13 protein-coding genes are annotated in these 13,225 nt (G+C 70.6%); 9 read left to right on the plus strand and 4 right to left on the minus strand.

Going from position 1 to position 13,225, the window contains the following annotated elements; translation table 11 throughout:
- Complete coding sequence (locus tag I8E28_RS02390; protein WP_200786250.1) at window positions 1–411, plus strand: GtrA family protein; 411 nt, start codon at window positions 1–3, stop codon at window positions 409–411.
- On the opposite strand, the gene I8E28_RS02395 is transcribed toward I8E28_RS02390, so the two are convergent.
- Both I8E28_RS02395 and I8E28_RS02400 read right to left on the minus strand, forming a co-directional pair.
- On the minus strand, window positions 338–1,888 hold the full coding sequence (locus I8E28_RS02395) for an ArnT family glycosyltransferase (RefSeq protein WP_200786251.1): 1,551 nt from the start codon (window positions 1,886–1,888) through the stop codon (window positions 338–340). The genes I8E28_RS02390 and I8E28_RS02395 overlap by 74 nt on opposite strands.
- A complete protein-coding gene (locus I8E28_RS02400) occupies window positions 1,885–2,955 on the minus strand; it encodes a glycosyltransferase family 2 protein (RefSeq protein ID WP_338050706.1) in 1,071 nt (356 codons plus the stop codon). Before I8E28_RS02400 ends, I8E28_RS02395 begins: the two co-directional genes overlap by 4 nt.
- A 149-nt stretch (window positions 2,956–3,104) precedes the next feature.
- Here I8E28_RS02400 and I8E28_RS02405 point away from each other — a divergent pair, with 149 nt between their 5' ends.
- On the plus strand, window positions 3,105–4,055 hold the full coding sequence (locus tag I8E28_RS02405; protein WP_200786252.1) for a YihY/virulence factor BrkB family protein: 951 nt from the start codon (window positions 3,105–3,107) through the stop codon (window positions 4,053–4,055).
- Between the two features lie 50 nt (window positions 4,056–4,105).
- On the opposite strand, the gene I8E28_RS02410 is transcribed toward I8E28_RS02405, so the two are convergent.
- Complete coding sequence (locus I8E28_RS02410) at window positions 4,106–5,629, minus strand: YifB family Mg chelatase-like AAA ATPase (RefSeq protein ID WP_200786253.1); 1,524 nt, start codon at window positions 5,627–5,629, stop codon at window positions 4,106–4,108.
- Between the two features lie 210 nt (window positions 5,630–5,839).
- Between I8E28_RS02410 and I8E28_RS02415 the strand changes: the two genes are divergently transcribed.
- Genes I8E28_RS02415 through I8E28_RS02425 form a run of 3 tightly spaced genes read left to right on the plus strand, consistent with a single transcriptional unit; the run spans window position 5,840 to window position 8,510 of the window.
- The gene (locus I8E28_RS02415) at window positions 5,840–6,610 is read left to right on the plus strand and encodes a TorF family putative porin (RefSeq protein ID WP_200786254.1); all 771 of its coding nucleotides are present in this window, start codon (window positions 5,840–5,842) and stop codon (window positions 6,608–6,610) included.
- A 24-nt stretch (window positions 6,611–6,634) separates the two neighbouring features.
- A complete protein-coding gene (gene glnK, locus I8E28_RS02420) occupies window positions 6,635–6,973 on the plus strand; it encodes a P-II family nitrogen regulator (RefSeq protein WP_200786255.1) in 339 nt (112 codons plus the stop codon).
- Window positions 6,974–7,001: 28 nt separating this feature from the next.
- The gene (locus I8E28_RS02425) at window positions 7,002–8,510 is read left to right on the plus strand and encodes an ammonium transporter (protein WP_200786256.1); all 1,509 of its coding nucleotides are present in this window, start codon (window positions 7,002–7,004) and stop codon (window positions 8,508–8,510) included.
- A 92-nt stretch (window positions 8,511–8,602) separates the two neighbouring features.
- Here I8E28_RS02425 and I8E28_RS02430 read toward each other — a convergent pair whose 3' ends face one another.
- Complete coding sequence (locus I8E28_RS02430) at window positions 8,603–9,280, minus strand: hypothetical protein (protein ID WP_200786257.1); 678 nt, start codon at window positions 9,278–9,280, stop codon at window positions 8,603–8,605.
- 61 nt (window positions 9,281–9,341) lie between these two features.
- Here I8E28_RS02430 and I8E28_RS02435 point away from each other — a divergent pair, with 61 nt between their 5' ends.
- The 4 genes from I8E28_RS02435 to I8E28_RS02450 all read left to right on the plus strand — a co-directional run bounded on the left by I8E28_RS02435 (window position 9,342) and on the right by I8E28_RS02450 (window position 13,224).
- Window positions 9,342–10,283: an SMP-30/gluconolactonase/LRE family protein gene (locus I8E28_RS02435; protein ID WP_200786258.1), complete on the plus strand. Its 942-nt coding sequence runs from the start codon at window positions 9,342–9,344 to the stop codon at window positions 10,281–10,283.
- Window positions 10,284–10,320: 37 nt separating this feature from the next.
- On the plus strand, window positions 10,321–11,406 hold the full coding sequence (glcE, locus tag I8E28_RS02440) for a glycolate oxidase subunit GlcE (protein ID WP_200786259.1): 1,086 nt from the start codon (window positions 10,321–10,323) through the stop codon (window positions 11,404–11,406).
- Window position 11,407: 1 nt separating this feature from the next.
- A complete protein-coding gene (gene glcF / locus I8E28_RS02445) occupies window positions 11,408–12,640 on the plus strand; it encodes a glycolate oxidase subunit GlcF (protein WP_200786260.1) in 1,233 nt (410 codons plus the stop codon).
- A gap of 68 nt (window positions 12,641–12,708) precedes the next feature.
- Window positions 12,709–13,224 (plus strand): phasin family protein, encoded by a 516-nt coding sequence (locus I8E28_RS02450; RefSeq protein ID WP_200786261.1) that lies wholly within the window; start codon window positions 12,709–12,711, stop codon window positions 13,222–13,224.
- The last annotated feature ends 1 nt before the right edge of the window (window position 13,225 follow it).

The raw sequence follows: 13,225 nt of genomic DNA on the forward strand, positions 1-13,225 counted from the left end.
ATGATCCCGATCCGGCGCCTCGCCAGCTTCATCCTCGTCGGCGCGACCGCCGCTGCCGTGCACTTCGCCGTCGTGAAGGTGCTGGTGGAAGCGACCGGCACGCATCCGCTGCTCGCCAACGTCGGCGGCTGGCTGGTGGCGTTCGTGGTGTCGTTCGCGGGCCAGCACCGCTTCACCTTCGGCGATCGCCGCGCGCCGGTGCAGCAGGCGGCGCCGCGCTTCTTCGCGATTTCCGCAGCCGGGTTCGCGGCCAACGAGCTGATGTACGCGGCGACGCTGCGGTTGTCGGGCTTGCGGTACGACGTCGCGCTGGCGCTCGTGCTCGTCGCCGTCGCCGTCATGACTTACCTGCTGAGCTCGCGCTGGGCGTTCCGGCGCCGCACTGCGCCGCCACCGGCACCCAATCCCTGACTTCCCACAGCACGGTGTCGCGGCTGCGCGCGACCTCGCGCGCGTTCGACGCCAGCATTGGGAACGCCTCCTTCATGTCGCTGCCGCCGACAACCCAGCTGGTGACGCCGGGGCAATTGGCCTGCACCAGCGCGCTGGTGGGCAGCAGCGGGGACGGCGTGCCGGGTGCGAGGAACTCGCTGGCATCCAGCAACTCGCGCCGCCAGTTGTCCGCCTGCGTGAGTGCCTTGTCGTCCCAGCGCTCCAGCACCGGCACCGGCCGCTGCAGCCGCGCGTAGAACGCCAGGTCGAAGTAGTAGTTGCGCACGAAGGCGATCGGGCGATCGGGCTGCGTGGCCACGATGCGCGCCAGGTCCCGAGTGTGCTTCTGCTTGGCGAGCGCGACCGCGACCGGCGCGACCAGGCAAGTGATGGCAGCCACGATCACGGTCACTCGCGCGAGCATCGCGCCGCGGCCAGCGAGCTCGCGAACGGCCTGCCAGCGCAGCGCCACCAGCAGCGCGAGCGGCGGCACCGCCGGCAGCACGTACCCCACCAGCTTGGAGCGCGGCAGCGAGAAGAACGCCACGATCGCGACCAGCCACACCCACGCGAGCACACGCACGGCGCGGGCGGTGTCGTCGGCCGGGGCAGGGGCGCGGCGCGTGAGCCACAAGGTCCATGGCAAGCCGAACACCAGCAGCACGACCGGGAAGAACCACGGCCCGTGCGCGTTGTTGAACCCGGCCTGCGTGTAGCGGCTGAAGTGCTGGACGACGAAGAAGTAGTGCAGGAAGGCGTCGAAGCGCTCCTGCATGACCGCGAACCACGGCGCCGCGACCACCAGGAACACCAGCAGCACCGGCCACCAGAACAGCGACAGGATGCGGCGCCAGCGGCGCGCGAGCAGCAGCCAGGCGATCAGCACCATGCCGGGCAGCACGAAGCCGATCAGGCCTTTGGCCAGCGTGGCGCCCGCGGCCAGCGCACCGCCGGCGATCAGCCACTTGCGGCGCGACGGATCGTCCATCGGCAGCAGCGACGCGTGCGCGAACGCGAGGATGGTGGCCGTGATCCAGCCGGCCACCAGCATGTCCAGGTTCGAGTACTGCGCCGACATGAACACCAGCGGCATCGTCGCCAGCACCAGCGCCCACGCGCGGCCGACGGTGTCGCCCAGCCAGCGGCGGCCGAACAGGAACGCGCTGGCCACCATCAGGCAGGCGCCCGACCACGGCGCGACGCGGCCGGCCCATTCGACGTTGCCGAACAGCGAGAGCGACGCGCCGGTGATCCAGTAGAACAGCGGCGGCTTGTGGAAGTAGGGCAGGCCGTCCAGCGTCGGCGTGAGCCATTCGCCCGAGCGCACCATCTCCCAGGCGACACCGATGTAGCGGCCCTCGTCGGGCAGCGCCAGCGGCCGGATCCAGGTGGTGAACGCCAGCCAGGCGAAGGCCAGCGCGAGCAGCGCGGCGGGGCGCCGCGGCAATCCGGTCATCGGCCCGTCAACCCCTGGCCATGCACGTCCTTGACCACGTACAGCGGGCGCGCCTTCACTTCCTCGAAGATGCGGCCGACGTACTCGCCGACGATGCCGATCAGGACCATCTGGATGCCCAGCAGCAGGGCGACGCCGACCACGATGGTGGTCCAGCCCGACACCTCGTTGCCCCACAGCCAGTAGGCGACGGTGAGGAACACGCCGTACAGCATCGAGAAGAACGCGACCAGCATGCCGATCACCGTGGCCAGCCGCAGCGGCCAGGTGGTGAACGCCGTCAGGCCGATCAGCGACAGGCTCACCAGCCGCCGGTAGTTGAAGTGCGTCTTGCCGTGTGCGCGCTCGCCCGGCACGTAGGGCAGGGCGACGGCCTGGAAGCCGACCCACGCGTACAGGCCCTTCATGAAGCGCGTGCGCTCGGGCAGCGACAGCAGCGCGTCGACCACGGCGCGGTCCATCAGGCGGAAGTCACCGCCGTCGGGCGGCACGTCGAAGCCTTCGAACGCATTGAGCAGCCGGTAGAAGGCCCGCGTGCCGACCCGCTTGATCAGGCCTTCGTCGTCGCGGTTGGCGCGCACGGCGTAGACGACGTCGGCGCCCTGGCGCCAGTGCACCAGCATCTCCTCCAGCAGGCTGGGCGGATGCTGCATGTCGGCGTCCATGCTCACCACGACCTCGCCGCTGGTGTGCCGCAGCCCGGCGGTCAGCGCCGCTTCCTTGCCGAAGTTGCGCGACAGCTGCACGGCGCGGAACCCCGGCTTGGCCGCCCAGCGCTGCATGACGGCGGCGGTGTCGTCGGTGCTGCCGTCGTCGACCAGCACGATCTCCCAGCGCTCGGCCAGCTTGGCCACGCGTGCCAGCAGCAGCGGCAGCAGCGTCTCGAGGTTGCGGGCCTCGTTGCGGCACGGCAGCACGAGCGACAGGCTGGGCCGCTGCGGGCGCGGCGGCGCGCCGGCCACGGGGCCGCTGGTCGCGGTCATCGGCGGCACGATGCGCGGCTCGCCCAGCGAAGGGCTGAAGCCGCCGGTCGGCGGTCGGTCGAGGAGCAGTTCGTCGTCGTTCACGGGGTCACGCTGGCCCAGCCGTCGCCGGGCCCTTGCATCGCGTGGATTGTGCCTGCTCGGGCTGGCCGCGCCTCCGGTTCGCCGCCGTCCTACGGCCGTGGCTGGGGCTCGCTGATAAACGGGCTGCGGCCCAGGCGCCAAGCTGGGGCATGGACTTTCGAGCTGCCCGTGGCGCGGTGCTTCGCCGCCTGCTCGCGCCGTTGCTGCCGGTGTGGCGCGCGTTCCAGCTGTGGAACACGGCCGGCGGCACGCGCATGAGCGCGGCCATTTCGTTCTACGGGATCCTGAGCCTGGCGCCGGTATTGCTGGTGATGGTGGCCGTGCTGGGCTGGTGGATGGACCGGCAGATGCTGCAGCACACGCTGGTCGAGCAGATCGGCGGGCTCGTGGGGCCGCAGGGCGCAGCCGTCATCGAGCAGGCGCTGAGCAGCACGCGCGAACCCGCGCAAGGGGCGCTCGCCACGCTGGCCGGCTTCGCGGTGCTGCTGTTCGGCGCCACCGGCGTGTTCGGCGAGCTGCAGGAAGCGTTCGCGCGCGTGTGGGCCGACGGCAGCAGTACGCCGAAGGCGAACTGGCGCCACACGGCCTCGCTTCGGTTGCGCGGCGTCGCCTACATCCTGACCTTCGGTTTCCTGCTGCTGGTGTCGCTGGTGGTGTCCACCGTGCTGTCGATTTTCTCCGGGTGGGCGGGTTCGTATGGGCTGCTGGAAGCCGGGCTGCGCGTGCTGAACGAGGTGCTGTCGCTCGCGCTGTGCGCGGCGTTGTTCGTCGCGCTGATGCGGCTGTCGGCGGGGCACAAGCCGGCGCTGCGTTCGCTGGTGATCGGCGGCGTGGTCGGCGCCGTGCTGTTCGCGGTGGGCCGGCAACTGCTGACGCTGTACCTGGCGCGTGCCGCGGTGGTGTCGGCCTACGGCGCCGCGGGGTCGCTGGTCGTGCTGCTGTTCTGGATCTACTTCTCGGCCGGCGTGCTGCTGTTCGGCGCCGCGGTCGCCAAGGCGGGCGAGGAGGCTCGGCACAAGCGCGTCGCCGCGCGACAGGCCAAGGCGCAGCAGGCGCACGAGCGAAGTTCCTTCTGGCAGCGCCGGCCGCGCTGGCACTGATTCCGCCTTCGCGGGAATGACGATGTCCGGTGCCGGGCCTGCGCAGGCCGTCACGCCGCCGTGACCAGCGTGCGGCGGTACTGCGCCGCTTCGGCGACGTGCGCGACCTCGACGTCAGGCGCACTTGCAAGGTCGGCCACCGTCCGCGCGACCTTCAGCACGCGGTGCGTGGCGCGCGCACTCCAGCCCAGCGTCGCGGCTGCACGCTGCAGGAACTCACCGCCCGCATGCGTGAGCCGCACCAGCCCGTCGATTTCCGCGCCGTGCAGCGCCTGGTTCGGCTTGCCTTGACGGTCGACCGCGCGCGCACGCGCCGCGACGCAGCGCTCGCGCACGGCTGCGGTGGTTTCCCCCGCCGGCGCATCGAGCAACTCCTGCGGCGCGAGCGCCGGCACATCGACGTGCAAGTCGATCCGATCGAGCAGCGGGCCGGACAGGCGGCCCTGGTAACGCGCGACCTGGTCCGGCGTGCAGCGGCACGCGCGGTGCGACGCGCCGAGCCAACCGCACGGGCAGGGGTTCATCGCGGCAATCAGCTGGAAGCGCGCGGGAAATTCGGAGCGCCGCGCCGCCCGCGCAATGGTGATGTGCCCGGTCTCCAGCGGCTCACGCAACGCCTCCAGCGCCATGCGCGGGAACTCCGGCAATTCATCCAGGAACAGCACGCCGTGGTGCGCCAGCGAGATCTCGCCCGGCCGCGGCGGTGACCCACCTCCGACCAGGGCGACCGCACTCGCCGAATGGTGCGGCGCGCACGTCGGGCGCATGCCCCACCGCTCGAGCTCGAAGCGGCCGCACAGGCTGGCCAGCGCTGCCGTCTCCAGTGCCTCCCGCACTTCCATCGGCGGCAGCAAGCCCGCAAAGCGCTGCGCCAGCATCGACTTGCCCGCACCGGGCGGACCGACCATCAACACCGCATGCCCGCCGGCTGCGGCGATCTCCAGCGCGCGGCGCGCGGCGGCCTGCCCCTTCACGTCGGCCAGGTCCGGCAGCACGGCCGTCGCAATCGGCGGCACGGCGACGGCGCGCGACCAGCCATCTCCCGGTTCCGCTGGCTCCTTCAAACAGCGGCCGACCACGTCGAGCAAGTGCACCGCGCGCCACACGCGCGCACCGGGCACCAGCGCCGCCTCTTCCGCACTGCCCGGCGGCAGCACGACCTGCGTGCCGCCGCCGATCCCGTGCTGCGCCAGGCTCATCGCGAGGGCCCCGCGGACGGGACGCAGTTCACCCGACAGCGACAGCTCGCCCGCGAACTCGAAGCCCTCGAGCTTCCCAGCATCGATCTGTCCGCTGGCGGCCAGGATGCCCAGCGCGATCGGCAGGTCGAAGCGACCCGAGTCCTTCGGCAGGTCGGCCGGCGCGAGGTTCACCGTGATGCGCTTGTTGTGCGGGAAGTCCAACCCGCAGGTCAGGAGAGCCGAGCGAACCCGCTCGCGCGCCTCCTTGACCTCGGTGTCGGCCAGGCCCACCAGCGTGAACAGGGGCAGGCCGTTGGCCAGGTGGACTTCCACCGTGACCTGCGGCGCCTGCAAGCCCAGCAGCGCGCGGCTGCGCACCAAAGCAAGGCTCACGGCGGCTTTCCTCCCTGATTGAGTGCATGCGCGGTGCCCGTGCACGGTGGCGGGCGACCTGGGCACGCCCGCGGTGCGCGGGCGCCGCCTTCCTCTAACGAACCACCCTGCGCAAGGCCGTCCTGCAGCTGGTGGAGACGGTGGTGGCACGCCTCCTGCTAAAGCCCTTCCGCAACATTCCCATTCACTACCAGAGGACGGAGAGACTCCATGCAACTGAAGGCCACCCTCGCGCTCGGCGCGCTGCTGATGTCCGGTGCGGCGTTCGCCCAGACCAAGGCGCCCGAGCCCGACTACGCGCTCTCGTACAACGTCGGCGCGGTCACCGAGTACCGGTACCGCGGCATCTCGCAGTCGGGCAAGAACCCGGCCCTGCAGTTCGGCGCCGACGTCGCGCACAAGAGCGGCTTCTATCTCGGCACCTGGGGCTCCACGATCAGCTGGATCAAGGACTCGTCGATCCCCGGCGTCGCCAGCGCCAAGGGGCCGCTGGAGCTGGACGTCTACGGCGGCTACAAGGGCGCGTTCAACGACCTGGTGTCGTTCGACGTCGGCGGCCTGCAGTACTGGTACCCCGGCAACTCGTACAAGAACATCACCGGCGAGAACGCCAACACCTTCGAGCTGTACGGCGGCGTCACGGTCAGCGTCGTGACGCTGAAGTACTCGCACAGCCTGACCAACCTGTTCGGCACGCCCAACAGCAAGGGCAGCGGCTACCTCGACCTGTCGGCCACCTTCGACCTGGGCAACGGCCTGTCGCTCGTGCCGCACGTCGGCGCCCAGAAGATCCGCAACTTCGATACCTACCGCGACTGGTCGCTGACCCTCGCGAAGGACGTCAACGGCCTCGTCATCAGCGGCGCGCTGGTCGGCACCGACTGGAAGCAGCACTTCGACGCGCCGTACCTGCTCCCCGGTTCGGGCTCGCGCGACCTCGCCGCTCCCGCGCTGGTGGTCGGCCTCAAGAAGAACTTCTGAGCGCGCCGCGCTGGAGGACTACCGATGAAACTCGTCACCGCCATCATCAAGCCGTTCAAGCTGGACGAAGTGCGCGAGGCACTGTCCGGCATGGGCGTGCAGGGCATCACCGTCACCGAGGTGAAAGGTTTCGGCCGCCAGAAGGGCCACACGGAGCTGTACCGCGGCGCCGAGTACGTCGTCGACTTCCTGCCGAAGGTGAAGATCGAGGCGGCGGTCGGCGAGGACCTCGTCGAGCGCGTCATCGAAGCCGTCGAAGGTGCCGCGCGCACCGGGAAGATCGGCGACGGGAAGATCTTCGTCTACGACCTCGAGCAGGTCGTGCGCATCCGCACCGGCGAGACCGGCCAGGACGCCCTGTAGTCCCCTCCCCCCACCAAGAGAGACAGCCATGAGAAAGCTATTCGCGTCCCTCGCGCTCGGCCTGGGCCTCCTCGCGGGGTCGGCGGCCGTGCTCGCCCAGGCGCCGGCGGCGTCCGCCCCCGCGGAGGCTTCGGCCTCCGCGCCCGCAGCGACGGCTGCGTCAGCGCCTGCCGCGGCAATCGCCGCCTCCGCGCCCGCCGCCGCCTCCGCTGCCGCGCCGGCGGTGGTCCCCAACAAGGGCGACACGGCCTGGATGACGATCGCCACCGCGCTCGTCATCTTCATGACCGTCCCCGGCCTGGCACTGTTCTACGGCGGCCTGGTGCGCAGCAAGAACATGCTGTCGGTGCTGATGCAGGTGTTCGTGGTGACGTCGCTGATCTACGTGCTGTGGGCCCTGTACGGCTACAGCGTGGCGTTCACCGGCGGGAGCGCGTTCTTCGGCGGCTTCGGCAAGATGTTCCTGGCCGGCATCACTCCTGACTCGGTCGCCGCCACCTTCAGCAAGGGCGTCGTCATTCCCGAGCTGAGCTTCGTCGCCTTCCAGGCCACCTTCGCCGCCATCACCTGCGCGCTGATCGTGGGCTCGTTCGCCGAGCGCATGAAGTTCTCCGCGGTGCTGCTGTTCGTGGTGCTGTGGTTCACCTTCAGCTACCTGCCGATGGCGCACATGGTCTGGTACTGGGACGGCCCGGACGCGATCACCGACGCCAAGTCGCTCGAGACGGTGACCGCCGCCGCGGGCTGGCTGTGGGCCAAGGGTGCGCTCGACTTCGCCGGCGGCACCGTGGTGCACATCAACGCGGGCATCGCCGGCCTGGTGGGCGCCTACCTGGTGGGCAAGCGCGTCGGCTACGGCAAGGAAGCTTTCGCCCCGCACAGCCTGACGCTGACCATGGTCGGCGCGGCGATGCTGTGGGTCGGCTGGTTCGGCTTCAACGCCGGTTCCAACCTGGAAGCCAACGGCGTCACGGCGCTGGCCTTCGTCAACACGCTGCTGGCCACGGCCGCCGCGACGCTGGCGTGGATCGCGGGGGAAGCGCTGTCCAAGGGCAAGGCCTCGATGCTCGGCGCCGCGTCCGGCGCCGTCGCCGGCCTGGTGGCGATCACGCCGGCCTGCGGCTTCGTCGGCGTGATGGGGGCGGTCCTGATCGGCCTGCTGGCCGGCTTGGTCTGCCTGTGGGGTGTCAACGGGCTCAAGCGCCTGCTGGGCGCCGACGACGCGCTGGACGTGTTCGGCGTCCACGGTGTCGGCGGGATCCTGGGCGCGCTGCTGACGGGCGTGTTCGCATCGCCCTCGCTGGGCGGCACCGGCATCTACGACTACGTGGCCAACAAGGCCAGCGCCGACTACTCGATCGCCAGCCAGGTCTGGATCCAGTTCCAGGGCGTGCTGACCACCGTGGTGCTGTCGGGCATCGTGTCCTTCATCGCCTACAAGATCGTCGACCTGCTGATCGGCCTGCGGGTGAGCGAAGAGGAAGAGCGCGAGGGCCTGGACATCTCGTCGCACGGCGAGACGGCCTACAACCGGTAAACCAGGGAAACCGGCCCAGCGTTGCGAGCGCCGGGCCGGGCAGAGAGAACGAGTCTCCTTTGGATGTTCGGCCCGCTTCGGCGGGCCTTTTTTCATTCGAGCACCGGGAACGTCAGCGTGGCGCTGGTGTCGGTGCGCTCGAGGTCCACGTCTTCCGATCGCGCCATCGCCAGCACGTCGGCCCATTGCAGGCCGCGATACGGCAGTTGCGGCGCGGGCGGCGCTTCACCGGGTTGCGGGGAGACGCGCACCTGCAGCTGCACGACGTCCTCGCCCGTGCGGCCCGAGATCACGATCTGCGCCGGCGCGTCCATGGTGTCCGACAGCGCGAGCAGCACGCCGGGCAGCACGAGGCGCACGGCGCCCTTGTTCACCGGTTGCGGCAGCGCCTGCACTTCGCTTAGCAGCGCGAAGCCGCGGAAGCTGAAGTTGCTGCGCAGCAGCTCCATGATTTCCTGCACGCCTGCTTCGGCGGGCACCGTCGCGCCGGCTTCGGGCGCCAGCCAGGTGATCACGTCCAGGCACGCGTTCACGGCGGTCTTGGACAGGGTGTTGATCTTGCCGACGCCCTCGCGCACCTGCGCAAGGTCGGGCTGCGGCACGCGCAGGCGCCGGTCCAGCACTTCGTTCACCATGCCGATCGGCTGCAGGTGCATGACGAGCTGGTGCCGGATCGCATACGCCAGCCGGCGCAGCAGCGCATAACGCGCCGCTTCGACGCGCAGCAGGTTCGCTTCCGCCGCGCTGATGGATGAGGTGGCTTCGTTCAAGGTGCCGGGGATGGTACGCGCAGCACGCGCGGCCGTGGTGCACGAGCGGCACAATGGCCCGATGACGATGCCGCCATGGCAGCCCGTGACCGGGCACCGCGACCAGCTCGGCGAATCGCCGTACTGGCACCCGGACGAAGGGCGCGTGTACTGGGTCGACATCCCGGGGCGCGCGCTGCGCCGCCTCGATCCGCGCACCGCTTCGCTGGACAGTTGGCCGATGCCGCACGAGCCCGGCTGCATCGCACCGGTGCGCGGCGGCGGGCTCGTGATCGCGCTGCGCACCGGCATCTTCCGGGCGCATGAATGGGGTGGCGCGCTCGAGCTGCTGCAAGCCGCGCCGTACGACACGGCAACGACGCGCTGCAACGACGGCAAGGCCGATCCTGTCGGCCGGTTCTGGATCGGCACGCTGTTCGAGCCGAAGCACACGCCGGCGGGCGAGTTGTTCAGCCTGGATGCGCGCACCGCACCGATGCGTTTCGACCGCAACGCGGGCGGGGTGACCACCGCCAACGGTCTCGCGTGGTCGCCCGATGCGCGCACGCTGTACTGGACCGACACGCAGGCGCACGTGGTCCGCGCGTGGCACTGGGACGCAGCCACCAATGCGCTCAGCGACGAGCGCGTGATGGCACGCTTCGACGCGAAGCCCGCCGGCTGGCAGCCCGGCCAGCCGGGCTACGGCGGCCGCCCCGATGGCGCCGCGGTGGACGCCGATGGCAACTACTGGTGTGCGATGTACGAAGGCGGCCGGCTGCTGCAGTTGTCGCCCGGGGGCCAGGTGCTGCGCGAACTCGCGACGCCGTTCCTGTGCCCCACGATGCCGTGCTTCGGCGGTGACGACCTGCGCACGCTCTACGTCACCAGCGCCGGCAACCGGAGCGACGACGAACTGGCGCGTTACCCGCTGTCGGGACGGCTCGTGGCGCTGCGCGTCGACGTGCCCGGCCTGCCCGTCAATTTCTTCATCGACGCGCCGCAGGAACTTCACGCCGGCTAGCGGCCTGCCCACTCGTCCGTCCGCTTACGATCGGTGCATGGACGGACTCGCTGCCTGCATCGACCGCATCCGCGCCGCTTCGGCTGCCGGCACCCCGCTGCGCATCCGCGGCGGCGGCAGCAAGGACTTCTACGGCCAGCGGCTCGAAGGCGAGATCCTCGCCACCGACGGCCTCGCCGGCATCCGCGCGTACGAGCCCAGCGAACTGGTCGTCACGGTCGGTGCCGGCACGCGCTTGTCGGTGCTCGAGGCCGAGCTCGCAGCGCAAGGCCAGTGCCTGCCGTTCGAGCCGCCGCATGTCGGCGGCGAGCCCACGGTCGGCGGCATGGTGGCCGCGGGCCTGTCCGGCCCGGCGCGCGCGTCGGTCGGTTCCGTGCGCGACTACGTGCTCGGGCTGACGCTGGTCAATGGCCGCGGCGAGCTGCTCAGCTTCGGCGGGACGGTGATGAAGAACGTCGCCGGCTACGACGTCTCGCGGTTGATGGCCGGCGCGCTCGGCACGCTGGGGTTGATCGTGGAGGTCAGCCTCAAGGTGCTGCCCAAGCCCGTCGCCGAGGCCACGCTCAAGTTCCAGATGTCGCAGCAGGAAGCGCTGCAGCGGCTCAACGCGTGGGGCGGCCAGCCCTTGCCGTTGAATGCGAGCAACTGGGTTGACGCCGACGGCGAACGCGTGCTGTTCCTGCGGCTGCGCGGCGCGCACGCCGCGGTGGAAGCAGCGTGTCGCACGCTCGGGGGCGAGCGCCAGGACAACGCGCAGGTCGAAGGCGACTGGCGCCTCGCCCGCGACCTGCAGCTGCCCTGGTTCACCGAACGCGCGGGCCGTGACCTCTGGCGCCTGTCGGTGCCGCAGACGGCGCCGGTGCTGGACCTGCCCGAGCCGCCGCTGGTGGATTGGCACGGCGCGCAGCGCTGGGTCGCGGCCGATGCAGGCGATGCCGCGCACCTGCGCCGCGTCGCCCAACAGGCCGGCGGCCACGCGACGCTGTTTCGTGCTGCGGGCGCCACCGACGTCCAACGATTCACCCCGCTGGCGCCGCCGCTCGATCGCATCCACCGCGACCTCAAGCGCGAGTTCGACCCCGCCGGCATCTTCAACCGCGGCCGCCTGTTTCCCGATTTCTGACGTGCAGACCCACCTGTCCCCCGAGTTCGCCGGCACCGACGCCGGCCGCGAAGCCGAAGCCATCCTGCGCAAGTGCGTGCACTGCGGCTTCTGCACCGCCACCTGCCCGACCTACCAGGTGCTGGGCGACGAGCTCGATGGCCCGCGCGGTCGCATCTACCTGATCAAGCAGGTGCTCGAAGGCGAGCAGCCGACGGAGAAGACGCAGCTGCACCTTGACCGCTGCCTGACCTGCCGCAACTGCGAGAGCACCTGCCCGAGCGGCGTCGACTACGGGCACCTGGTCGACATCGGCCGCCGCATCGTGGAGGAGAAGGTGCCGCGCGGCGCCGGCTCGCGCGCGCTGCGCTGGTCGCTCAAGGAAGGCCTCACCTCGCCCGTGTTCGGCCCGGCGATGAAGCTCGGGCAAGCGGTGCGCGGCCTGCTGCCCGGCGTGCTGAAGGACAAGGTGCCGGCCAGGCGCCCCGGCGGCGCGTGGCCGCAGCGCACGCATGCGCGCAAGGTGCTGATGCTGGCCGGCTGCGTGCAGCCCTCGATGGCGCCGAACATCAATGCCGCCACCGCGCGCGTGCTCGATGCCGCCGGCATCCAGGCGGGGATCGCCGGCGAAGCAGGCTGCTGCGGCGCCGTGAAGTTCCACCTGAACGACCAGGAGGGCGGCCTGGCGCAGATGCGCCGCAACATCGACGCCTGGTGGCCCTCCGTCGAACGCGGCGAGGTCGAGGCGATCGTGATGAACGCGTCGGGCTGCGGCGTCACGGTGCGCGAGTACGGCCACCACCTGAAATACGACGCCGCGTATGCGGACAAGGCGCGCCGCATCAGCGAGCTCACGCGCGACCTGAGCGAACTGCTGCCCGACCTGCTGCCCGCGCTGCGTGGCCAGGTGAAGGTGCCCCAGGGCGTGCTGGCGTACCACCCGCCGTGCACGCTGCAGCATGGCCAGAAATTGCGCGGCGGCGTGGAGACCAACCTGCGCGAGCTGGGCTTCGACGTGCGGGTCGCGATCAACGAATCGCACCTGTGCTGCGGGTCGGCCGGCACCTACTCGGTGCTGCATCCGGACATCGCCAAGTCGCTGCGCGACCGCAAGCTGGAGCACCTGGGCGCGCTGGACCCCGTGGCAGTGCTATCCGCCAACATCGGCTGCATCACGCACCTGCAGTCGGGCACCGGCACGCCGGTGAGGCATTGGGTCGAAGTGCTGGACGAAGCGCTCGCCTGCAACAGTTGATTGCCCAGCCACCTTCCGGTGGCGATGCGCCTAGATTGGGTCGATTGCAACTCCGGCAGGAGACCCAGATGGCGACTTCCAAGCGTTCCACGTCCACCGCGTCCACGGATGCCGATGAAACCCAGGCCTTGGGCACCACCGGCGCGTTCGCCGAGGCGAGCCGGCAGCAAATGGCCACTGCTGTCGAATCCCTTGGCGTGATGTTCCGCGCTGCCGAGTCGCTGCAGCAGGCCCAGCTGCACATGGCGCAGCGCGCGGCGTTGCTGCACGCGCAGGCGGCCGAGAACATCCGCAAGGCCAGCAGCCCGGTGGAACTGGTGTCGATCCAGTCGACGCTGCTGCTGTACGAGTACCAGGAAGCGATGCGCTACTGGCAGGAGCTGATGGGGGCCTCGGCCAAGGCGGGGGCCGAGATGGCGCGCCGTCGCGCGCCCCGCGAGGCGGCCGACGACGGCGTGGCCACGTCGCCGGGCGCCGCGATGATGGGCGCCGCCATGAGCGCCGCAGCGCCGATGGCCGACGCGTTCCAGCAGATGTTCACGGCGCCGCTGAAAGCCGCGCAGCAGGCGCAGCAGACGCACTGAC

It is taken from the genome of Ramlibacter algicola, from assembly GCF_016641735.1.
Classification (GTDB): domain Bacteria; phylum Pseudomonadota; class Gammaproteobacteria; order Burkholderiales; family Burkholderiaceae_C; genus Ramlibacter; species Ramlibacter algicola.

Bases quoted from the DNA above. Each gene is read 5' to 3' on its own strand.
- I8E28_RS02390 (WP_200786250.1), top strand. From the start codon at position 1: ATGATCCCGATCCGGCGCCTCGCCAGCTTCATCCTCGTCGGCGCGACC.
- I8E28_RS02395 (WP_200786251.1), bottom strand. From the start codon at position 1,888: ATGACCGGATTGCCGCGGCGCCCCGCCGCGCTGCTCGCGCTGGCCTTC.
- I8E28_RS02405 (WP_200786252.1), top strand. From the start codon at position 3,105: ATGGACTTTCGAGCTGCCCGTGGCGCGGTGCTTCGCCGCCTGCTCGCG.
- I8E28_RS02415 (WP_200786254.1), top strand. From the start codon at position 5,840: ATGCAACTGAAGGCCACCCTCGCGCTCGGCGCGCTGCTGATGTCCGGT.
- glnK (WP_200786255.1), top strand. From the start codon at position 6,635: ATGAAACTCGTCACCGCCATCATCAAGCCGTTCAAGCTGGACGAAGTG.
- I8E28_RS02425 (WP_200786256.1), top strand. From the start codon at position 7,002: ATGAGAAAGCTATTCGCGTCCCTCGCGCTCGGCCTGGGCCTCCTCGCG.
- I8E28_RS02435 (WP_200786258.1), top strand. From the start codon at position 9,342: ATGACGATGCCGCCATGGCAGCCCGTGACCGGGCACCGCGACCAGCTC.
- glcE (WP_200786259.1), top strand. From the start codon at position 10,321: ATGGACGGACTCGCTGCCTGCATCGACCGCATCCGCGCCGCTTCGGCT.
- I8E28_RS02450 (WP_200786261.1), top strand. From the start codon at position 12,709: ATGGCGACTTCCAAGCGTTCCACGTCCACCGCGTCCACGGATGCCGAT.